Below are 19613 nucleotides of genomic sequence, written 5' to 3'. Positions count from 1 at the left end.
GAGGGATTCCCATGGTTCAACTGCATCCGGTACGCGTGAGAACGTGGGATCCGGAAAAGATTGGGGAGTGGCTGAATAAGCCCATCATCAATCATCCAGAAACAAAAATAGAAGAGGATAGCCTGACCTATCCGCAGCTTATCTGTGAATTCGTCGGCATGTCCTTGGACGAAGACGATTATTTTGCTGGTATTTATGATGTCATGGAAGCAGCGGAAGGACGGCTGATCCGCTTATCAGGGAAACTGAATAAACAAATTTCCTCCGAAAGGCTGCGCAGCCTCCAAGATTTGTTTGAAATGAATAAGAAAGAAAATGGCCTGTCGCCAAGCCGGATTGTCGCATTTTTAGATGGCAAAGGGCTCATGCCGAAGTTGAAAGATCCCGGCTTAAATCGCCGGTTGCGCCTGGTGTTGATTGATATCCTCAAAGAATTCCAAACCCACTCAGCGGCTGCCACCACGCATTCTTCTTTCCGGCGAGTAGCGACGGATTTAGTAAAATGGACATTCAACCACATTGAGCCGGAACTTGAAAAGTTAAATCTGGAAAAAGGCTTGCCTGCTTTTTTATGGTATGCCGATATGTCTGAAAGTGAAAAATGGTTCCTGAAATTTTCTGCAGCGTTCGGATTCCATATCATTGCTTATGACCCTGAAGGCAAGCATTGGCTGGCCGATGCGGTAGGAGGCCAAGATCTTCTAAGCCATAGCTTCCAGGTGACGAGTGATAAAGTAGTGCAATTTCCAGAAGAAAAACCGGAACGCGTCGGAACAGTCGCTTTTCGCGCTACACAGGAAGTAGACCGTTTATTGCACCATGACGATTCCGGCTTATACAAGCCTTTTCAGTTCAAATCGTACTCGACTCGCTCGATTCGCTTGAAAACGACCATTGACGAAGCCTTCATGCTCGCCAAAGAACGGGCGATGGTCCGGCCTTCTTTTGGCGTTGAGCGGGGAAGCGTTATCATTCCCGTAGTATTCGCTAAGATTATGGGCATAGAAAAAGATCGAAAGCGCTTTTGGGACAATATCCATAATTTAACGGAACGTGAAGACACATTGTTGATCCGAAGTTTCCCGTTCATTGAAGAACGGAAAGGGAATCAGCTATTTCATTACCGTGCCGCATTGGATAAGAACGGAAGACTGGATCCGGAAAAAATGAAAACGGCCAATTGGTGGAAATACAGCCGCTTGCCTGACGGGGTGCAAACTGCTTTATGCGAGGCAATTGCACGGCATGTAGAAAAGCCGATGTTGACTCCGCAAACAGGAGAGTCGTTTGAAGATCTTCAGTTGTATCTGTTTTCGCAATCGATGTCGCTTCCAGATTCGGTTATCCAATTGATCCAGTTATTTGATTATCCTCAGTTTGTGCCGACTCTTTTGTTCTATAATGAAGAGAAGGATGCGGAATTGAGCCGTGCAGATGCCAACGCTATCGCGCTTATCCATACATTCGGCCTTGACGTGATCATGATAAACCCACAAGGCCATCAAGACATCGAACGCTGGATTGACACGGAAGCCATCGATACGCATTGGCTGGATGAAAGAAGCTTTAATGAACCTTACCGAGAACCATCGGTCGTGAAGAAAATTTTCAAAAAATGGCTATGACCTAAAAAGGAGTGAAGAAGATGAATACATTGCCGCAGCAAATTGACCAGCAGGAATCCCTTATGCAAAATGAAAATGAGTTAAAAGTGAAGTTGAAGCAAGACCCTGAAGTCATCAACTTGGCTTCTTCCATCAACCCGAAAAATCAGATCGAATTATTGGAATTCGGGCGCGAACCGGCAAACGAAATTTCAGCATTCACTGGGAAAGTCTTGAATTCTGTCCAAGCGAACAGTATGGAAGAATCCAGTGAACTGTTAAAGCAGCTCGGAAAGATCATGGACAAATTCGATAAAAAGGACTTTGTTGAAAAGAAAGGCTTCTTGAACAAAATCTTCAACAAAGGCAATAAGATGATCGAGCAATTATTCAGCAAGTACCAGACGATGGGAACTGAAATCGATAAAGTGTACGTGGAAATCACCAAATACGAGTCGGAAATGAAAAAATCGACGACCACTTTGGAAGAATTATACGACCAGAACTTCAACTATTTCATGGAACTGGAAAAGTATATCGCAGCAGGCGATTTGAAAGTCCAGGAATTGAAAGCCCAAGAGCCGGAAGTCCGTGCAAAAGCTGAAAGCGGCAACCAAATGGCTTTGATGGAGCTGAATTCCCTTCAAAACGCAATTGAGTTGCTGGAACAGCGAGTTTACGATTTGGAGATGGCGAAACAAGTATCGTATCAATCCGCTCCTCAAATCCGTATGCTGCAGCGCGGCAATACGAAATTGATCGGAAAAATCAATTCTGCTTTTGTAACGACGATTCCGATTTTTAAAACAGGCCTGATTAATGCAATTGCCGCGAAACGCCAAAGCTTGGTAGCGGAAGGCATGAATGAACTGGATCGCCGGACAAATGAAATGCTATTGAATAATGCGAACGATATCTCGCGCCAAAGCGTCGATATTGCCCGTATGTCTGGACAACCAAGCATCAAAATTGAGACAATTGAACAGACGTGGGAAACAATTATGCAAGGGATGAACGATACACGCGAAATCGAAGCGGAAAACCGCAAGATGCGTGAAGAAGGGCGCCTTCGCATAGCAGAGCTTCAAAAGAAATACGAAGATACACAACGCAAAGCTTAATTAATCAGCCGGAGGAGGAAATTATTATGTCATCGATCAACTTATCAAAAGGGCAAAAGATTGACTTAACAAAAACAAATCCAGGGTTAACGAAAGTTCTCGTCGGTTTAGGATGGGATACGAACAAATACAGCGGCGGTGGAGATTTTGACTTGGACGCATCGATTTTCCTTGTTGGGGAAAACGGAAAATCCCGCGGACCGGAAGATTTCATCTTCTATAACAACCTTGTTGGAGGAAATGGTTCAGTTACCCACACTGGAGACAACTTGACTGGTGAAGGGGAGGGTGACGATGAGCAAGTGATCGTCGACTTGCCGAATGTACCAGCTGACATCCATAAAGTAGTCTTTACGGTAACCATCCACGAAGCGGACAGCCGCGGACAAAACTTCGGACAAGTATCGAATGCATTTATCCGCATTATGAATGAAAGCACAAATGAAGAAATTCTACGCTACGACTTAGGAGAAGATTTCTCAATTGAAACAGCTCTTGTTGTCGGCGAATTATACCGCCACGGCGGTGAATGGAAGTTCAACGCAATCGGCAGCGGCTACCAAGGCGGATTAGCAGCATTAGTCAACGACTTCGGTTTAGCTTAAGCTAAGAAATATCATTTAAAAAAGAAAGCCCGGAAAGTAAAATCACTTTTGCTTTCCGGGCTTTGCTGCGTTAATCGATGCAAAAAAATTTTATTATATTGGAAACGGTGCGGCGATAAGCTTTCTGGGATTTGAAAACGGTTACATATTGTCTGAATATTTTATCTATATTGACAACTTGTTTTTATTTGATTATGATGGACTCAATTCAAATATAACTTAACTATGTTGATGGAGATAAGGTGTAGGCAGAGGAATCTTAAGAGAGCTGATGGGTGGTGAAAATCAGCGGTTCCGGCTTATGGCAGCACTCCTGAATAGATGGATTGAACTTGAGTAGGTCCATCCGGCTCGTGCCCGTTACGCATTTGAACCAATGAGGCTGTCTCTTAAAAGACAGTGAATTAGGGTGGTACCGCGAATCGAAAGGCTCTTCGCCCCTTGCATTTATATGTGAGGGGAGGAAGGCCTTTTTTGGTTCTCAACTAAAAATTTGAGATAAGTGTTTTAAAACGAAAGGGGAAATTTCATTATGCTGACTGACCAACAAATTTTGCGTATTCCGGGGCCGACGCCCATACCGCCGAGTGTAAATCGGGCCATGAGCCAACCGATGATCGGCCATAGAGGACAAAGCACTTCCGATATGATCAGTGATATCCGGCCGAAATTAAAGCGCGTCTTTGGAACGGAACAAGAAGTGATGATTTTAACCGGTAGCGGCACATCCGGTTTGGAGACAGCTGTAGTCAATACGGTTGCTCCAGGAGAAGAGGCTGTGGTGATTGTGACAGGATCATTCGGGGAGCGCTTCGCGAAAATCTGTGAAGCTTATGATATTAAGACCCATATAATCGAAGTAACTTGGGGAGAAGCCTTAAAGCCCTTGATCATAAAGGAATTTTTGCAAGAGCATCCTGAAGTGAAAGCCGTTTTCTCTACTTATTGTGAAACATCAACAGGCGTATTAAATCCGATACCGGAACTCGCGGCGGCCATCAAAGAAGTATCAGATGCCCTCCTGATTGTCGACGGAGTTTCCTGCATAGGCGGGGTGGAAACGAAGATGGATGAATGGGGATTAGATGTGGTTGTAACTGGATCCCAAAAAGCATTTATGCTGCCTGCCGGATTGGCGTTCGTTGCAGCCAGTGAAAGGGCATGGAAAAAGATCGAAGACAATCCGCGGCCGCGTTTTTATCTGGACCTGAAAAAACATCTCGATAATATCGTGAAAGATACGACGCCATTTACCCCCGCCATTTCCCTCCTTTTCGGGCTACAGCAAGTGCTTCAATTGATGGAGGAAGAAGGATTGGAAGAAGTATATGCACGGCACCGGTTGATGATGGAGATGACGCGTTCCGCGTTTAACGCATTGGGAATTCCACTTTTGACAAGCGATGAAGATGCGTCGCCGACGGTTACGGCTGTTGAACCAGCTGATTTCGAATCGCCGGTTTTCCGGAAAATTATGAAACGGGAATTCGGGATGGACATCGCAGGAGGCCAGCAGCATATGGCAAAAACGATTTTCCGCATCGGCCATATGGGATATTGTTCGCCTGCCGATATGCTTCAAGCGATTGCAGCGATGGAAATCGGCATCATTAAAGCAGGAAAAGAGATTGAACTCGGCAAAGGCGTCCGGGCAGCACAGGAAATCTATTTGAACGAAGGGAAGAGATAAGCATGGCTTTTCAAATTTTAATCAGTGATCCGCTAAGTGAGGACGGCATCTACCCTTTGCGTCAGGCAGAGGGATTCAATATCGTGATGGAAACCAAATTGACTCCTGAACAATTAGCAGAACGGATCGGCGAATTTGATGCACTCTTAGTCAGAAGCCAAACGCAAGTGACGCGCGCAATTATTGAAAAAGCCGAAAAGCTGAAAATCATCGGCCGGGCAGGTGTAGGCGTGGACAATATTGATTTGGAAGCGGCCACTGAACGCGGAATTATTGTCGTGAATGCGCCAGATGGCAACACCAACTCAGCTGCCGAGCATACAATCGCCATGCTGATGTCGATGGCCCGGAAAATCCCTCAAGCCTTCCATGCGTTGCGCAATAAAAACTGGGACCGCAAATCGTATGTGGGTGTAGAGCTTAAAAACAAGACGCTTGGCGTAGTCGGCCTCGGGCGCATTGGTGCAGAAGTAGCCGCACGGGCAAAAGGGCAGCGGATGAATGTCATTGCCTATGACCCTTTTTTGACAGCAGAAAAAGCGGAAAAGCTGGGCATTGATTTTGGAACAGTGGAAGAAGTGTTAAAAGCGGCGGATTTTATCACCGTCCACACCCCTTTATTGAAAGAAACGAGGCATTTGATCAATGAAGAGGCATTTAAAATCATGAAAGACGGCGTTCAAATCGTCAATTGTGCGCGAGGCGGAATCATCGATGAAAATGCCTTGTACAATGCCATCAAATCGAAAAAAGTAGCCGGAGCGGCACTTGATGTATTCGAACAAGAGCCAATGGTCGATTTTCGTTTACTGGACTTGCCGGAAGTGGTGGCAACTCCACATCTCGGTGCAAGTACCATTGAAGCACAGGAAAGCGTCGCTGTGGATGTCAGCAAAGACGTCATCAGTTTCTTGACTTCAGGAACAGTGCGCAATTCAGTGAATCTGCCTTCTGTGCCGAAAGAAATCATGGCGAAAATTGAACCCTATTTCGAACTATCAGAACGGCTGGGAATATTTTTGACTGATTTGGCCGATGGCACCGCAGAAGAAGTGAATATCCAATATTCCGGAGAACTGGCAAATATGGAAGTCGGCCCGCTGACCCGAAATACATTAAAAGGCTTATTGAAGCGCCATCTCGGTACGCATGTGAATGATGTCAATGCGATGTATCTGGCCAATCAAAAAGGGATTACGGTCAATGAAAGTAAGTCTACTACAGCGAGAGGGTTCACGAATCTGATAACAGTGGAAGTGAAAACGGCAAAAGGCGTTCGGAAAGCAGCTGGAACTTTGCTGAACGGACAAGGCGTACGTATCGTCAAGGTTGATGATTTTATCGTCGATGTCGTGCCGAAAGGGCATTTAATGTTCATCCGCCACAATGACCGTCCTGGCGTAATCGGGCGCGTTGGAACTTTGCTTGGAACAGAAGATGTTAATATTGCGACGATGCAAGTGGGCCGTTCAAATGAAGGCGGAGCCGCTATCATGATGCTCTCCATCGATAAAGCAGCCCAGCAATCAAGCCTCGAGCAATTAAAAAACTTAGCAGAAATCGAAGAAGTGACAGCGATTAATCTTTAAATAAAAAAGCAGAAAGGCTCATGAGAGCTTTTCTGCTTTTTTCATCGCTTCCAGAATCGGCAGCAATTCCTGGAGGTGTTTGATCTCATATGTAGGAATAATGGTTTCGTGGGGAACTTTAGCTTCCCGGTTGATCCAGACAGAACGGATGCCGGCTTTTTCGGCACCGATAATATCGGTCAGGAGGTTATCTCCGACCATCAATGCGTCATCTGGCTGCAGTCCGAATTTGGATAAGGCATGCTGGAAAATGGCTGGATCCGGTTTGCCGCGTCCGAATGCTCCGGAAATGACAATGTGGTCAAAATAGGGAACGATTTCTGGCGTAATCTCAAGTTTTGTATTTTGCAGAGAAGGAGAGCCATTCGTCAACAGCAGTAATTGATAACGCCCTTTTAACTGATCCAGGATTTCTAAAGATTCTTCGTAAAGAACCGGACTTTGCTTTCTGGCTTCCGGAAAATAAGCGGCTAGCTTCCTTCCGAGTGCAGGGTCATCAATGCCGATCTTTTTCAATCCGCGTTTCCAGGCGTCTCGCTGGTAATCCGATATTAAGGCTTTCATTTGCTGGAAATCATCGCCTTCATCATCAAATGTTCCCCATAATCCTTCGAAAGGGTTGATGCCAATCATTTTCGTATAGGGATAGGTAGCATAGCCGGCATAAAGTTCACTTGCCTCGTTTCTTACCGCTTCTTCAAGGCCGCTGCAGTCTTTCCCGCTGATTTCACCAGCGAGCTTACAAGTTTTTGCGAAAGCCAAAGCCACACTTTTTTTATCCCATAATAACGTGTCGTCCAAATCAAAGAAAATCGCTTTTACCATGGATGGAGTCTCCTTAATTTATATTTTCAAACTATTTCAAGTCTACTGCATCCTTATCTAAAAACAAAGAGCTATCATTTATGAAATGAGAGCCGAGGTGTTATGATGAAACCAAGGAGTGATGTACGTGAAAGCAGTTGAGATAAGGGATGCTTTGCTAGAGGAAGCCGCTGATTTTCTAGCAATTTGCTACACCGAGCTAGAAAAAAATAAACAAGAGCTGGAAAATCGAATAGAGGCTGTAGCCAAGGAAATTGAAGCCACTGGAACTTATCGCCATACTTTCGAAGAATTAGAGCATGGAGCGAAAGTGGCTTGGCGCAACAACAATCGCTGCATCGGCCGGCTATTTTGGAATTCATTGACGGTTTTTGATGAACGCAGACAAAAAACAGCTGAAGGCGCATTTGAGGCCCTCGTTAAACATATTGATTTTGCGACGAATAAAGGGAAAATCCGCCCGACGATTACGGTCTTTCCGGCTGCACATGACGGAGAAGATGAGATGCGCATCTGGAATCATCAATTGATCCGTTATGCCGGATATGAAAAAGATGGAAAAGTGATTGGAGACTCCAGTTCGATCGAATTCACCCGGCAATGCGAAAAACTGGGTTGGAAAGGTGAAGGGACACATTTTGATATCCTTCCAATTGTGATTCAAGTAAAGGGGCAGCCGCCGCGTTTATTTGAGCTGCCAAAAGAATCCGTGATGGAAGTTGAAATCACGCATCCAAGTTTTGAAGGATTTAACGAATTGGCTGCCAAATGGTATGCAGTGCCCATTATTTCTGAAATGATGCTTGAAATTGGTGGCATCCATTATACAATGGCGCCGTTCAATGGCTGGTATATGGGAACCGAAATTGGGGCCCGAAATTTGGCTGATGAAGACCGCTATGATTTATTGCCGGCAGTAGCAGAAGCAATCAGTGCGGACACAAGTTCGAACCGGACGCTCTGGAAAGACCGGGCGCTTGTCGAATTGAATGTCGCAGTCTTAGAGTCTTTCAATGAGGCAGGCGTAACAATTGTGGATCATCACACAGCTGCTAAGCAGTTTAGCAACTTTGAGAAAAAAGAGGCGGGAGCTGGACGCGATGTTACCGGCAATTGGGCTTGGCTCATTCCGCCGATGTCACCGGCCACTACGCATATTTTCCATAAGCCGTATAAGAACGACAAAGTGAAGCCTAATTATTTCTATCAGAAAGCCCCGTACTCATTGTAAGGAGTGTTTTTCATGAAAGAATTTAAAGTCACTTATTTTTTTGATGAAAATCATTACATCCGCAGATTCATCCATATGGAATCTCAGGAAGAGGCGGAGCAATTGATCCGAAGCGAACGGGATCAGTACATTTCGTTCACGGACAGCCGCGGCATTTATCACGAATTGCATACGGGAAACGTCCGTGTGATTCAACTGTCCGAGTATTTCCGGACGGATAAGAACGCAAAGAAAAAGCGGAATCCTCTGTAAAAGGGAATTCCGCTTTTTGCAATTATTTAAATTCTTCGGGTCCGACATTCATTTCGAATGTGCCGTCTTTGTATAGGAGCGGTGAACGCTCCACTCCCGACTTGGAATAGGTTTCCACATGGCTGACTTCCATATCATCCAAGTCGGTCAAATCGATTTTGGCGATAGCGACCCAATAAGCGAATTTGTTTTCTTCAAATAGAGGAGAAGTGATTCGCTGCCCCATCTGGTTATCGACAATCGCCTTCGCTTTCATTTTCTTGAAGCTGCCGATGCCATTGGAAATGGCACTATAAGCGGCGAACAAAACATAGTTCAATTTCGATGGGTTGTGGACCGTGATGGTTTCGATTCCAGCCTGCATGGAATCGCCGCTCAATGTGATATAGGGCGGCTTGTTCCCGTGGCCAAGATTCCGGTAGTAGACTTTTCCTTCGGTGCCGTCTTTCAATACATAGAAGCAGTAGAGGTCCAGATCTTTTTTGCTGTCCCATTCCAAAGTAGCGATAATCTTCTCTGTTTTAGTGATAGAAATTTTTTCTTTCTTTTTCAACGTGATGATCATCGGTTTGACTTCTTTCTTCTCTGGCACGGGTGGAACAGCCGGTGCAGGTTCTTCCTTGATGACATCCAATCCGAAATTTTCACATAAAGACGGAAGGCCGCCGTTAAATCCGCTGCCGACTGCATTTAATTTCCACTCGCCGTTATGCCGGTATATTTCGGCTGCGACGATGGCAGTTTCTTTTTGCAGTTCTTCGCCAAACGTGAAGGTGTAGAGGATGCTATTTGTTGATTGGTCTTTGATCGTCAATTTGGCGGAAGGGACCGACTGGAAGGTCTGGCCGTTTTTCTCGCCGTCGTGAATCGTCAGCGTCAGGGCAATCTTTGCGATGTCTTGTGGAATGGATGCGAAAGATAGGTGGATCGCGTTTCTTCCTGCAACAGGCGCTTTATGTATAACAGAACGGTTGCTGCTTTCGGGCTGGCCATAAAAAATAAAATTCTCATCTTTTTCACAGCGGCCGTTTGCATCGAGCAAAAAAGCGGCGCCGTCGATTTCCATGGCAGCATTCGCAGTAGACCATTCCAATTCAGCTATGATCGATTGAATGGCTGTATTTTTCGTAATATCTGCTTTTTGTCCTCTTAGAATATTCATGAATTCGCCTCCTGTAAGTTAAAGTACTATAATTCTTGGAGCTATGCACTTTATTTGGTGAAGAGCTTTGAATTTTTTTCCTTTTCAATTTCTATAACTCGAAAAAATTCAGGTTTTTATTATATAATAGAAGGAGTGAACGTTCTTCACATTCAAAGTTGAAAGAAAGTGGGAAACCAGAATGGGACGCAAGTGGAATAACATCAAAGAAAAAAAAGCATCAAAAGATGCTAATACTAGCCGGATATATGCAAAATTCGGCCGCGAAATTTACGTAGCGGCGAAACAAGGGGAACCGGATCCTGAATCGAACCAAGCGTTGAAAGTGGTGCTTGAGCGCGCGAAAACCTATAGTGTGCCAAGAGCCATCATCGACCGGGCAATTGAAAAAGCTAAGGGCGGATCAGAGGAAAGCTACGATGAACTTCGCTATGAAGGATTCGGGCCGAATGGTTCGATGGTGATTGTCGATACCTTGACAAACAACGTAAACCGGACAGCTTCAGATGTACGCGCAGCATTCGGGAAAAACGGCGGCAACATGGGTGTCAGCGGATCTGTCTCTTATATGTTCGACCATACTGCAGTATTCGGAATCGAAGGCAAGACCGAAGAAGAAGTGCTTGAACTATTAATGGAAGCGGATGTTGATGTTCGCGACATCATTGCAGAAGAAGACTCTGTGATCGTCTACGCTGAGCCTGATCAATTCCATGTGGTTCAAGAAGCATTTAAGAATGCGGGCATTACAGAATTTACAGTAGCGGAATTAACCATGCTTGCACAAAACGAATTGGAGCTTCCGGAAGAAGCGCAAGCTCAATTCGAAAAAATGATTGATGCCATTGAAGATTTGGAAGACGTTCAGCAGGTTTACCACAACGTGGAATTGGCTGAATAAAATAAGCAAAGTGAAGACCCTTTCCGCTAACGCGGGAAGGGTTTTTGTTTTGTCTATCAGTAGGTTTCAAAAAGAAGAAAATCACCTAGTTAAATAAATATTTTAAATCGTTTGAAAATTGACTTGTAATTCAAAAAAAGAACCCTTATACTATTTTTGAAGATAGATTCTAAATTTTTAATTTTTTTAAAGAGAAATGTAAGGGTTTACATTTTAGTTTTGGAGTAGAGGAGGCAATGTATGGAGATTCACGAAATGAATCTTTTTGGGCGGGAAAATATTAAGGTTTTCAAAAATCGCCCTCAAACGATTACAGAAATTCTTTCGGAAAGCGCGCGGTTTGGTGAAAAAAATGCGATTGTAACGGAACAGCATAAACTTACATACAGAGAATTGGATGAACGTTCATCTATTGTAGCCGCGAATCTTCAACAAGCAGGAATTCGAAAAGGGGATCGTGTGGCAGCGATTATCGGCAATCGCCATGAGTTCCCTTTGGTAGTCTTTGCTTGTTCGAAGATTGGCGCAATCATGGTTCCAGTTAACGTGAAGTTGGCCGTGGAAGAGATTGAGTACATTCTTGGCCATTCGAAACCGAAAGTGATTATTGTTGAAGAGGAATTCAAAGAAAAAGTCGAGCAGGCAGCTGAAGCAAGCGCGGGCTTGCAAGCTGGCTATCAGTTATTCGAAATAGAGGGAGAAGATACTTTCAGTTCATTGCTTGAAAACAAAGCCGCTTTAATTGAAACAGCCGTTGCAGAAGAAGACGGTGCATTCATCTTGTATACTTCCGGCACGACAGGGAGGCCGAAAGGGGCAGTCCTTTCCCACATCAACGTCATCCATAGCGTGATGAATTACAAATTGGTATTTGAGACAAATGACACGATGAAAACCTTGATTGCTGTTCCGATGTTCCATGTGACGGGACTCGTTGGGCAATTGCTGCATGTCCTTTATGTCGGTGGAACTGTCTACAGCATGAAACGCTATCAAAACGAAGCCTATATCGAAAGAATCCTAACCGACCAAATCAATTTCCTGTTCAACGTCCCCACCATCTTTATCATGATGTCGACAAGTGAAAAATTCCAGAATCATTCGTTCGATTTTGTGAAAAAAGTGGCGTTTGGCGGATCTCCAATTTATCAGCAAACATTCAACATGCTAAAGCAAGCTTTTCCAAATGCCCAATTGCACAATGCCTATGGTTCAACGGAAACAACTTCTCCGGCCACCTTGATGCCGGTTTCCTACCCCGAATCTAAAGTGACTTCGGTTGGTCAACCGGTAGCGGTCGCTGATATTAAAGTGATGGATAGTGAAGGCAACGAATGCATCCCTGGAGAATCCGGCGAACTTTACATTAAAGGCCCGATGGTTATCAAAGAATATTGGGACAACCCGGAAGCCAATCAATCGAGTTTTACCGACGGCTATTGGCATTCAGGAGATCTCGGAATAATGGATGATGAAAGCTATATCTACATTCGCGACCGCAAAAAAGACATGATTAACCGAGCTGGAGAAAAAATATTTTCTATCGAAGTGGAAGATGTATTAAAAAGCCACCCGGATGTAGTAGAAGCTGCTGTAATCGGAATTCCTGATCCGATTTTCGGAGAAAAAGTAAAAGCTTTTGTGGTCGGACCATCCTTAAATTCTGAAGACTTTACGGATTTAAAAGAGCATTGCCGAAAATCATTAGCGAAATTTAAAGTGCCCGAAGAATTTGAAGTTATTGAAAGCCTGCCAAGAAATGCATCCGGAAAGATTTTGAAAAATACGCTAAAACATGTAGGAGGAGAAAAGAATGCTTAAAGAGCTATCGCCTAAAGCCCAAGAATTACGAGTGAAATTAATAGAATTTATGGATGAGCACGTCTATCCGAATGAAAAAACGGTTGAAAAATACATCGAGGAAGCAGAAGATCGTTGGACGATTCCACCGATTATCGAAGAATTAAAAACTAAAGCAAAAGAACAGGGCCTGTGGAATTTGTTCTTAGACCATCCTGAATATGGAGCTGGCCTATCGAATTATGATTACGCCCATCTTTGTGAAATTATGGGACGCTCTTTAATCGCTCCAGAGATTTTTAATTGCAACGCACCGGATACAGGAAATATGGAAGTTTTCGTAAAATACGGCACGGACGAACAAAAGAAACAATGGCTCGAACCGCTGCTAAACGGTGAAATCCGCTCGTGCTTTTCGATGACGGAACCGGATGTCGCTTCATCTGATGCGACAAATATCCAAAGCAGCATCGTCCGTGACGGGGATGAATATGTCATTAACGCAAAAAAATGGTGGACGACGGGCGCGATGGACCCGCGCTGTAAAATAGCGATCGTGATGGGCAAAACAAATCCGGATGCACCAAAACACCAGCAGCAATCGATGATACTTGTGCCATTCGATCTTCCAGGTGTCGAAATTAAACGGCCGCTGACTGTATTCGGCTACGATGATGCACCGCAAGGACATGCGGAAGTCCATTACAATAATGTCCGTGTACCCGCATCCAATATGCTGCTTGGTGAAGGGCGTGGATTTGAAATCGCACAAGGGCGCCTTGGGCCAGGCAGAATCCATCATTGTATGCGTGCCATTGGGGCCGCAGAACGTGCACTTGAATTGCTTTGCAAACGTGCGGACAGCCGAGTCGCATTCGGTTCCACTTTAGCTGAAAAAGACGTTATTCGGGAAATCATTGCCGAAAGCCGGATTGAGATTGAACAAGCGCGTCTATTGACTCTGCATGCAGCCCATAAAATCGATGAAGAAGGCGCAAAAGCTGCCCGAAAAGAAATTGCCATGATCAAAATCGCCGCTCCACGCGTATCCTTGAATGTCATCGACCGGGCCATCCAAGTTTTCGGCGGCGCTGGATTGACGGAAGACTTCCCGCTTGCTGCTCATTACGCAAACGCACGGACGCTTCGTTTAGTAGATGGTCCCGACCAAGTCCATTTACGTGATATCGGTCGACTGGAGCTTCGCGAACAATTAAAAGAAGAAGTGAAAAGCAATCAATAGAAAAAGTGAAACTATAAGGAGGTTAGTGAATGAAGACATGGTCTGTGACAAAACTGGCTGATCCACAAGAAGCGTTGGAGCTGGTTGAAAAGCCAAAGCCTGAACCGGGGCCAGGGGAAGTACTGGTGAAAGTCGAGGCAGCTGCTTTGAATTTCTTCGATATTCTGCAATGCCAAGGGAAATATCAGGAAAAGCCGCCTTTGCCGTTTACTCCAGGTGCAGAAATTGGGGGGATTATTGAAGCAGCAGGAGAAGGCGCCGATTTTAAAATTGGGCAGCGTGTTCTTGCTACGCCGCTTCTGCCAAATGGGGGCCTCGCTGAATGGACTTGTGTAAAAAGTGAAGGCATCTTTCCGATACCTGATTCTCTTTCATTCCCAGAAGCAGCTGCGATGTTCATTACGTATCAAACTGCCTATTTTGCTCTTCACCGGACGGCACGCCTTCAACCAGGCGAGGTTCTGCTCGTCCATGCGGGTTCCGGTGGAGTCGGCTCAGCTGCAATTCAGCTTGGAAAAGCAGCCGGCGCCATAGTTATTGCAACTGCAGGAAGCGATGAAAAAACAGAAATTTGCAAGCAGCTCGGAGCAGATCAGGTCATCAATTATCGGACGGAAGATTTTGTTTCCATCGTTAAAGAAGCGACAAATGGCAAAGGAGCCAATGTGATTTTCGACCCCGTCGGCGGTGATACCTTCGACCGTTCGAGAAAATGCATCGCTTTTGAAGGCAGGCTTCTAGTGATTGGATTTGCAGGCGGCCGAATTGCCGATGCTCCGACAAACCACGCTTTGATCAAAAACTATTCGATTGTAGGGGTCCATTTTGGATTATTCCGGAATCTGATGCCTAAAGAAGTAATGAAAGCGCATCTAGAATTGATGGATCTCTTTGAGCAGGGAGCCATCAAGCCGTTGATTTACGAAGAGCTGCCTTTTGAACAGGTACCGGATGCATTGGATTTACTGGGAGACCGTAAAACATATGGCAAATTAGTAGTGATTCCATAAAACAAAGGGGGAAACCGATGGGGAATTTAGTGGAGATTCGAGTCGAGAATGGAATCGGGCATTTGAAATTGAACCGCCCAGATAAGTTGAATGCTTTATCAAAGGAATTGGCTGAAGAATTGCTACAGGGCTTGGATTCATTAAATGCGGATGCAGAAGTTAAAGCGATCATTCTTTCTGGAGAAGGAAAAGCCTTTTCTGCAGGCGGCGACATTGCTTCCATGAAGGAACTGTCCAGTGCTGTGGAAGTGGCAAAGTGGATGGAATTTATCTCGGGTGTGTCCAAGAAATTGATGGATTCGGAGAAATACATCATTGCTGCGGTTCATGGATATGCTGCCGGTGCTGGATTCAGCATCGCGTTGGCTGCAGATTTCATAGTAGCGGACAAACAGGCCAAATTCGCCTTGAGTTTTGCCAATATCGGTTTGATTCCTGATCTTGGGCTGATCAAGTCTTTATCCGAACGAGTTTCCAAACCGATTGCAAAGGAATGGATTTCGTCAGCAAAAGTCGTTTCAGCAGATGAAGCGTACGAAAATGGCATCATCAACCGGATTTCCGACGGGCCAGTCTTGGAGGAAGCTGAACGTTTTGCGAAATTTATCATCAAAGGCCCGGCTATTAGCAATAAATACGTGAAGTACTTAGTAAATCATGTTGGAGAGCTTCACGCCGAAACGGCTTTCACGCAGGAAAACCTTATCCAGGCAATGCTCTTGCAAACAGCTGACCATAAAGAAGGCGTTTCCGCTTTCTTCGGGAAACGCGAGCCGCAGTTTACAGGCAAATAGAGGCATACATTAAACGGTATTACAAAAAAAAAAGATAAATAGACGGATGGAGGGAAATTAATGAAAAAGTTCAAATTGCAGTTGCTGGTCGCAAGTCTTGGTATAGCGGTCTTATTGAGCGGATGCAGCAGTGATGATTCTGGAGGATCTGCGGCAGAAGGAGAAACAATCACGCTAAGAGCCGCAACCGGGTTAAGTGCCCAGCATGCTTGGTGGGAAAACTCGATGGTGCCGTGGATGGAACGGGTGGAAGAGCTGACGGATGGCCAGGTCGAGTTTGAAACCTTTACAGGTGGAGAACTGGTAGCCGTACCGGATGAAGCGGAAGCGCTGGAGACAGGTACAGTTGACGTGGCACTCGTATTGCCGATCTATCAGCCAGACCAATTCCCGATGGCTGAAGTAACCATGCTTCCATTAAACCATTCAGATACCTTGATCGCTTCGAATGCATGGAAAAAGCTTTTAGAAAGTGATGAAGAGTTGGCTGATGGGCAAACGTATACGGAAATGCAATTTGGAGACTTTAAAGTTTTCCCTGTATCCACTACTCAGGAATATTCAATCTCGACTACTGGCCATGAATTTAATGCGGTAAGCGATGTAGAAGGTACTTCACTTCGTACGCCTTCGCGAATCCATGAAATGTACGCTGCCAAAACGGGGATCAACAGTGTAACGATGCCGGCAGTTGAAATTTATGACGCGTTAAGCCGTGGAACATTCGAAGGTGCTTTCTATAGCATCGCCGACTGGACAGGGTATGGTTTCCAAGACCTCTTTACTTATACCGTAACCGGCATTAATTTCGGCCATTTCAACGCATTTATCGGAATGTCCCAAGACAAATGGGAAGAGATGCCGGAAAACGTCCAAGAAGCGATGACTCAGGCAAATGAAGAGATATTCGAACCAGGAGCACAGGAATGGATGGACCGTGCAGAGGCAATCATTCCGGAAAATGAAGCGAATGGCGGCAAATTTGTCGATTTCAGTGAACTGGACCAAGAAGTCCAAGACCACTTTAACAAAGGTATTGAAGATACGTGGACAGATTATGCGAAGCTTTTAGAAGATAATGGCCTCCCAGGAAATGAGCTTGTCGTCAAATGGAGAGATCTGTTGGTTGAAGAAGGCGGCGAAGTGCCGGAAGCCATTATGAACTTGAAATAGCATCACCATCAAAAGGGATAGCGCGGATGAAAATCGCGGTCCCTTTTCTTTTCAGACTTTTGAAGGGTGGCTTCATATGGATAATTTAATGGTTATTGGAATTATTATAGCAATGATGATTGTCTTGTTGATTGCGGGTTTATACATTCACTCCGTACTCCTTGCCAGCGGAATCATCGGCTTGATCCTATTAGAAGGCTTCGGCATTCTGCCGGGGTTGCTCGGAAACGAACCGTTTAACCGGGTAGCAAGCTATACGCTGACAACAATTCCCCTTTTCGTTTTAATGGCTCAATTTATTCTGCAGTCGGGGCTTGTGCAGGATATCTTCTATATGGTCCATAAAGTATCAAAAGGAAAAAACAGTCTTCTCGGAGTGCTCACATTGATTATTGGAGGGATGCTTGGAGCGGTGTCAGGTTCAGGTACGGCAACAGCCGCTTCGCTTGGACAAGTAGCGATTCCTGAGCTTCGAAAACATGGCTACAGTGCACCACTCGCTGGAGCAATCGCTTCATCAGGCGGATCTTTATCCGGCATCATTCCGCCAAGCATTATCTTAATTCTTTACGGAGTCGCGACTGAGACGCCTGTAGGCAGCTTGTTTATCGGCGCTTTTATCCCGGGCATACTCACGATGATTGTCTTTATCTTAGTGATGCTCGTGTATTTCCGTTTGGAGAGGAAAAAAACGGTGCCCGTGAATGAACCGGAAATTAAAGAAACAGCCGGAACGCCTGAAAAATTATCGGCATTTCGACTAATTACAGTTAGCGTTATCGCACTTGTCATCGTTCTCGTTATCTTCGGAGGCATTTACTCGGGCCTTTTCACACCTACTGAAGCTGGAGCAGTCGGAGCATTTGTAGGATTGCTGGCAGCACTGGTCCTCGGAAAAGTCAATTTCAATTTCTTTAAAGTATCGGTTGTTGAAACGGTCAAGCTGACGGGGATGGTCATGATTATCATGATTGATGCACAGATTTTTGGGCGCTTTGTCTCTCTGTCGCTATTGCCGAGAAAATTGATTGAATTTATCGAGCCGATCATGGATACGCCAGTTCTTGTGCTAATCGCCATTTCAGTTGCTCTTTTCATTATGTTCATGTTCATTGAAGGGGCCGCTGTCATTTTGATGTCCATTCCGGTCATCTTGCCAATTATCCAGGAGCTTCAGGTTGATGTCCTTTGGTTCGGTGTCTTTATCGCTGTTATTTGTACCATTGGATTGATCACTCCTCCGGTTGGCCTTAGCGTTTATGCTGTAGCAGGCGTCAGCGGAATCAACTCAGGCTCAATATTCAAAATCGCAATGGTATTTGCTATTGTGGCCATGATTGTGGTCTGCGGTTTGATGATTGCATTTCCGGGACTCGCTACATGGCTTCCGAATTCGATGTGAATTAATGAAAGGAGGTAAGCTTCATGAATGGTGTATGGAAAGCCTATAAAATTTTTGATTATGTAAAACTGGCAGGAATATGGGTCAGCGGCATCAGCGTTTTAGTGATGATGTTCCTCATTGTCTACGACGTAGCCGTCCGCTCTCTTTTCTCTAGTTCAATCCGCGGCGGATTTGAAATTATCCAGAATTATATGATGCCGCTCGTGGTATTTCCGGGTCTCGCGTATGTGTACGCTTCTGGAGTATTGCCAAAAATGGATTTAGTGTTAGATAAAATTGGGAAAAAAGCGAAAAAAGTTCTTATCTTCCTGATGATTTTATTGGAACTTTTTGTACTCGTCCTTATTGTCCAGTTTAGCTGGGAATATGCAATGAGTGGACTGGAAAGAAAGACGGCTTTCCCTGCTGCCGGAACACTTTATCCTTTATATCCGTTATTTTTCTTGATCCCGATCGCATTTGCCATGATTGTCATTGAGAATCTATTCATTCTGATCCGGAACATTTTGATAAAAGAGCCTTCTTTGACGATGGTTGAAGTGGAAGACAAGCCGGAAGAATTACTATAATACACATTTTTATACTATTAAAAAATGAGGTAATGCCATGAGTTTACGTGAACGAAAAGCAGCTAAGAAAAAAGAGGATATCCTTCGCTCCGCAAGTTCCGTCATATCACGGCAAGGATTTCATAAAACGACTATGGAAGACATCGCTGCCGAACTGCTAATGACGAAGGGCTCGCTTTATTATTATTTTAAAAACAAGGAAGAATTGCTTTTTCACTGCCATGATCTTATCCTCACGGGTGCCATGGAGTTGATGGAAGACATCTATCAAGAAGACATTTCTTCGAAAGACAAAATGGAGAAAGCCATAAAAGTGCATTTGGATATCGCGATACAGGAAAAAGAAATCTTTAATCTGATAGTAAAACCGGAACAAATTTTTTCGGAAGAGAATATTGAAGATATCGTGAAAAAACGGGATGCGTATGCCGGGCTGTTCGATAAAATCATTGCACAAGGCGTAGAAAGAGGCGAATTTAATTTAAGGCAGCAAAAAATGGCCCGCATGATCATACTTGGAGCCACAAACTGGATTCAAGTATGGTATTCGGAAAAAGGAGAATTCAGCAAAGAGGAAATCGAAGAAATCTACGCAGAATTCCTCATTAAAATGTTGCTTTGAAAATACACATGAAGGAT

Annotated in this window: 18 protein-coding genes and 1 other annotated feature; of the genes, 16 read left to right on the top strand and 2 right to left on the bottom strand. The window is 44.7% G+C overall.

What is annotated here, in order from left to right:
* The first annotated feature begins 11 nt into the window (after positions 1 to 11).
* The 5 genes from NFU07_RS06670 (at position 12) to serA (ending at position 6609) form a co-directional block, all read left to right on the top strand.
* On the top strand, positions 12 to 1625 hold the full coding sequence (locus tag NFU07_RS06670) for a YceG family protein (RefSeq protein ID WP_251476051.1): 1614 nt from the start codon (positions 12 to 14) through the stop codon (positions 1623 to 1625).
* A gap of 20 nt (positions 1626 to 1645) precedes the next feature.
* Positions 1646 to 2725 carry a toxic anion resistance protein gene (locus NFU07_RS06665; protein WP_251476049.1) on the top strand — a complete coding sequence of 360 codons (1080 nt, stop codon included), beginning with the start codon at positions 1646 to 1648 and terminating at the stop codon, positions 2723 to 2725.
* Positions 2726 to 2751: 26 nt separating this feature from the next.
* Positions 2752 to 3330, top strand: coding sequence for a TerD family protein (locus NFU07_RS06660; protein ID WP_251476047.1), 579 nt, complete (start codon positions 2752 to 2754; stop codon positions 3328 to 3330).
* A 219-nt stretch (positions 3331 to 3549) separates the two neighbouring features.
* Positions 3550 to 3775 (top strand) — a binding site (T-box leader).
* Positions 3776 to 3862: 87 nt separating this feature from the next.
* Positions 3863 to 5020, top strand: a complete 1158-nt coding sequence (locus NFU07_RS06655; RefSeq protein WP_251476045.1) for a pyridoxal-phosphate-dependent aminotransferase family protein — start codon at positions 3863 to 3865, stop codon at positions 5018 to 5020.
* Between the two features lie 2 nt (positions 5021 to 5022).
* Positions 5023 to 6609, top strand: coding sequence for a phosphoglycerate dehydrogenase (gene serA / locus NFU07_RS06650; RefSeq protein WP_251476043.1), 1587 nt, complete (start codon positions 5023 to 5025; stop codon positions 6607 to 6609).
* Between the two features lie 18 nt (positions 6610 to 6627).
* On the opposite strand, the gene NFU07_RS06645 is transcribed toward serA, so the two are convergent.
* Entirely contained in the window at positions 6628 to 7434 is an 807-nt protein-coding gene (locus NFU07_RS06645; RefSeq protein ID WP_251476041.1) for an HAD family hydrolase, read from the bottom strand.
* A gap of 127 nt (positions 7435 to 7561) precedes the next feature.
* Between NFU07_RS06645 and NFU07_RS06640 the strand changes: the two genes are divergently transcribed.
* On the top strand, positions 7562 to 8665 hold the full coding sequence (locus tag NFU07_RS06640) for a nitric oxide synthase oxygenase (RefSeq protein ID WP_251476040.1): 1104 nt from the start codon (positions 7562 to 7564) through the stop codon (positions 8663 to 8665).
* 12 nt (positions 8666 to 8677) lie between these two features.
* Entirely contained in the window at positions 8678 to 8917 is a 240-nt protein-coding gene (locus tag NFU07_RS06635) for a hypothetical protein (RefSeq protein ID WP_251476038.1), read from the top strand.
* A 22-nt stretch (positions 8918 to 8939) separates the two neighbouring features.
* Here NFU07_RS06635 and NFU07_RS06630 read toward each other — a convergent pair whose 3' ends face one another.
* A complete protein-coding gene (locus NFU07_RS06630; RefSeq protein ID WP_251476036.1) occupies positions 8940 to 10079 on the bottom strand; it encodes a TerD family protein in 1140 nt (379 codons plus the stop codon).
* A gap of 181 nt (positions 10080 to 10260) precedes the next feature.
* Between NFU07_RS06630 and NFU07_RS06625 the strand changes: the two genes are divergently transcribed.
* From NFU07_RS06625 to NFU07_RS06585, 9 genes are all read left to right on the top strand, one after another.
* Positions 10261 to 10980, top strand: coding sequence for a YebC/PmpR family DNA-binding transcriptional regulator (locus NFU07_RS06625; RefSeq protein WP_251476034.1), 720 nt, complete (start codon positions 10261 to 10263; stop codon positions 10978 to 10980).
* A 240-nt stretch (positions 10981 to 11220) separates the two neighbouring features.
* Positions 11221 to 12801: a class I adenylate-forming enzyme family protein gene (locus NFU07_RS06620; RefSeq protein WP_251476033.1), complete on the top strand. Its 1581-nt coding sequence runs from the start codon at positions 11221 to 11223 to the stop codon at positions 12799 to 12801.
* On the top strand, positions 12794 to 14023 hold the full coding sequence (locus NFU07_RS06615) for an acyl-CoA dehydrogenase (RefSeq protein WP_251476031.1): 1230 nt from the start codon (positions 12794 to 12796) through the stop codon (positions 14021 to 14023). The genes NFU07_RS06620 and NFU07_RS06615 overlap by 8 nt, the downstream gene beginning before the upstream one ends.
* A 29-nt stretch (positions 14024 to 14052) precedes the next feature.
* The gene (locus tag NFU07_RS06610) at positions 14053 to 15033 is read left to right on the top strand and encodes an NADPH:quinone oxidoreductase family protein (RefSeq protein WP_251476029.1); all 981 of its coding nucleotides are present in this window, start codon (positions 14053 to 14055) and stop codon (positions 15031 to 15033) included.
* A 17-nt stretch (positions 15034 to 15050) separates the two neighbouring features.
* Positions 15051 to 15827, top strand: a complete 777-nt coding sequence (locus tag NFU07_RS06605) for an enoyl-CoA hydratase/isomerase family protein (RefSeq protein WP_251476028.1) — start codon at positions 15051 to 15053, stop codon at positions 15825 to 15827.
* Between the two features lie 60 nt (positions 15828 to 15887).
* Positions 15888 to 17000, top strand: coding sequence for a TRAP transporter substrate-binding protein DctP (dctP, locus tag NFU07_RS06600; protein WP_251476025.1), 1113 nt, complete (start codon positions 15888 to 15890; stop codon positions 16998 to 17000).
* Positions 17001 to 17076: 76 nt separating this feature from the next.
* Positions 17077 to 18402, top strand: a complete 1326-nt coding sequence (locus NFU07_RS06595) for a TRAP transporter large permease (RefSeq protein WP_251476022.1) — start codon at positions 17077 to 17079, stop codon at positions 18400 to 18402.
* A gap of 23 nt (positions 18403 to 18425) precedes the next feature.
* Positions 18426 to 18974, top strand: a complete 549-nt coding sequence (locus tag NFU07_RS06590) for a TRAP transporter small permease (protein ID WP_251476020.1) — start codon at positions 18426 to 18428, stop codon at positions 18972 to 18974.
* Between the two features lie 37 nt (positions 18975 to 19011).
* Positions 19012 to 19596, top strand: coding sequence for a TetR/AcrR family transcriptional regulator (locus NFU07_RS06585; RefSeq protein WP_251476017.1), 585 nt, complete (start codon positions 19012 to 19014; stop codon positions 19594 to 19596).
* Positions 19597 to 19613 lie beyond the last annotated feature (17 nt).

The sequence above is a fragment of the Planococcus sp. NCCP-2050 genome (assembly GCF_023708025.1).
Classification (GTDB): Bacteria; Bacillota; Bacilli; order Bacillales_A; family Planococcaceae; genus Planococcus.
Note: the sequence above shows the minus strand (reverse complement) of the source record. Positions and strands in the feature narration are given on the sequence as shown.

Coding starts and splice junctions, on each gene's coding strand:
- NFU07_RS06670 (WP_251476051.1), top strand. CDS start 12: ATGGTTCAACTGCATCCGGTACGCGTGAGAACGTGGGATCCGGAAAAG.
- NFU07_RS06665 (WP_251476049.1), top strand. CDS start 1,646: ATGAATACATTGCCGCAGCAAATTGACCAGCAGGAATCCCTTATGCAA.
- NFU07_RS06660 (WP_251476047.1), top strand. CDS start 2,752: ATGTCATCGATCAACTTATCAAAAGGGCAAAAGATTGACTTAACAAAA.
- NFU07_RS06655 (WP_251476045.1), top strand. CDS start 3,863: ATGCTGACTGACCAACAAATTTTGCGTATTCCGGGGCCGACGCCCATA.
- serA (WP_251476043.1), top strand. CDS start 5,023: ATGGCTTTTCAAATTTTAATCAGTGATCCGCTAAGTGAGGACGGCATC.
- NFU07_RS06645 (WP_251476041.1), bottom strand. CDS start 7,434: ATGGTAAAAGCGATTTTCTTTGATTTGGACGACACGTTATTATGGGAT.
- NFU07_RS06635 (WP_251476038.1), top strand. CDS start 8,678: ATGAAAGAATTTAAAGTCACTTATTTTTTTGATGAAAATCATTACATC.
- NFU07_RS06630 (WP_251476036.1), bottom strand. CDS start 10,079: ATGAATATTCTAAGAGGACAAAAAGCAGATATTACGAAAAATACAGCC.
- NFU07_RS06625 (WP_251476034.1), top strand. CDS start 10,261: ATGGGACGCAAGTGGAATAACATCAAAGAAAAAAAAGCATCAAAAGAT.
- NFU07_RS06620 (WP_251476033.1), top strand. CDS start 11,221: ATGGAGATTCACGAAATGAATCTTTTTGGGCGGGAAAATATTAAGGTT.
- NFU07_RS06615 (WP_251476031.1), top strand. CDS start 12,794: ATGCTTAAAGAGCTATCGCCTAAAGCCCAAGAATTACGAGTGAAATTA.
- NFU07_RS06610 (WP_251476029.1), top strand. CDS start 14,053: ATGAAGACATGGTCTGTGACAAAACTGGCTGATCCACAAGAAGCGTTG.
- NFU07_RS06605 (WP_251476028.1), top strand. CDS start 15,051: ATGGGGAATTTAGTGGAGATTCGAGTCGAGAATGGAATCGGGCATTTG.
- dctP (WP_251476025.1), top strand. CDS start 15,888: ATGAAAAAGTTCAAATTGCAGTTGCTGGTCGCAAGTCTTGGTATAGCG.
- NFU07_RS06595 (WP_251476022.1), top strand. CDS start 17,077: ATGGATAATTTAATGGTTATTGGAATTATTATAGCAATGATGATTGTC.
- NFU07_RS06590 (WP_251476020.1), top strand. CDS start 18,426: ATGAATGGTGTATGGAAAGCCTATAAAATTTTTGATTATGTAAAACTG.
- NFU07_RS06585 (WP_251476017.1), top strand. CDS start 19,012: ATGAGTTTACGTGAACGAAAAGCAGCTAAGAAAAAAGAGGATATCCTT.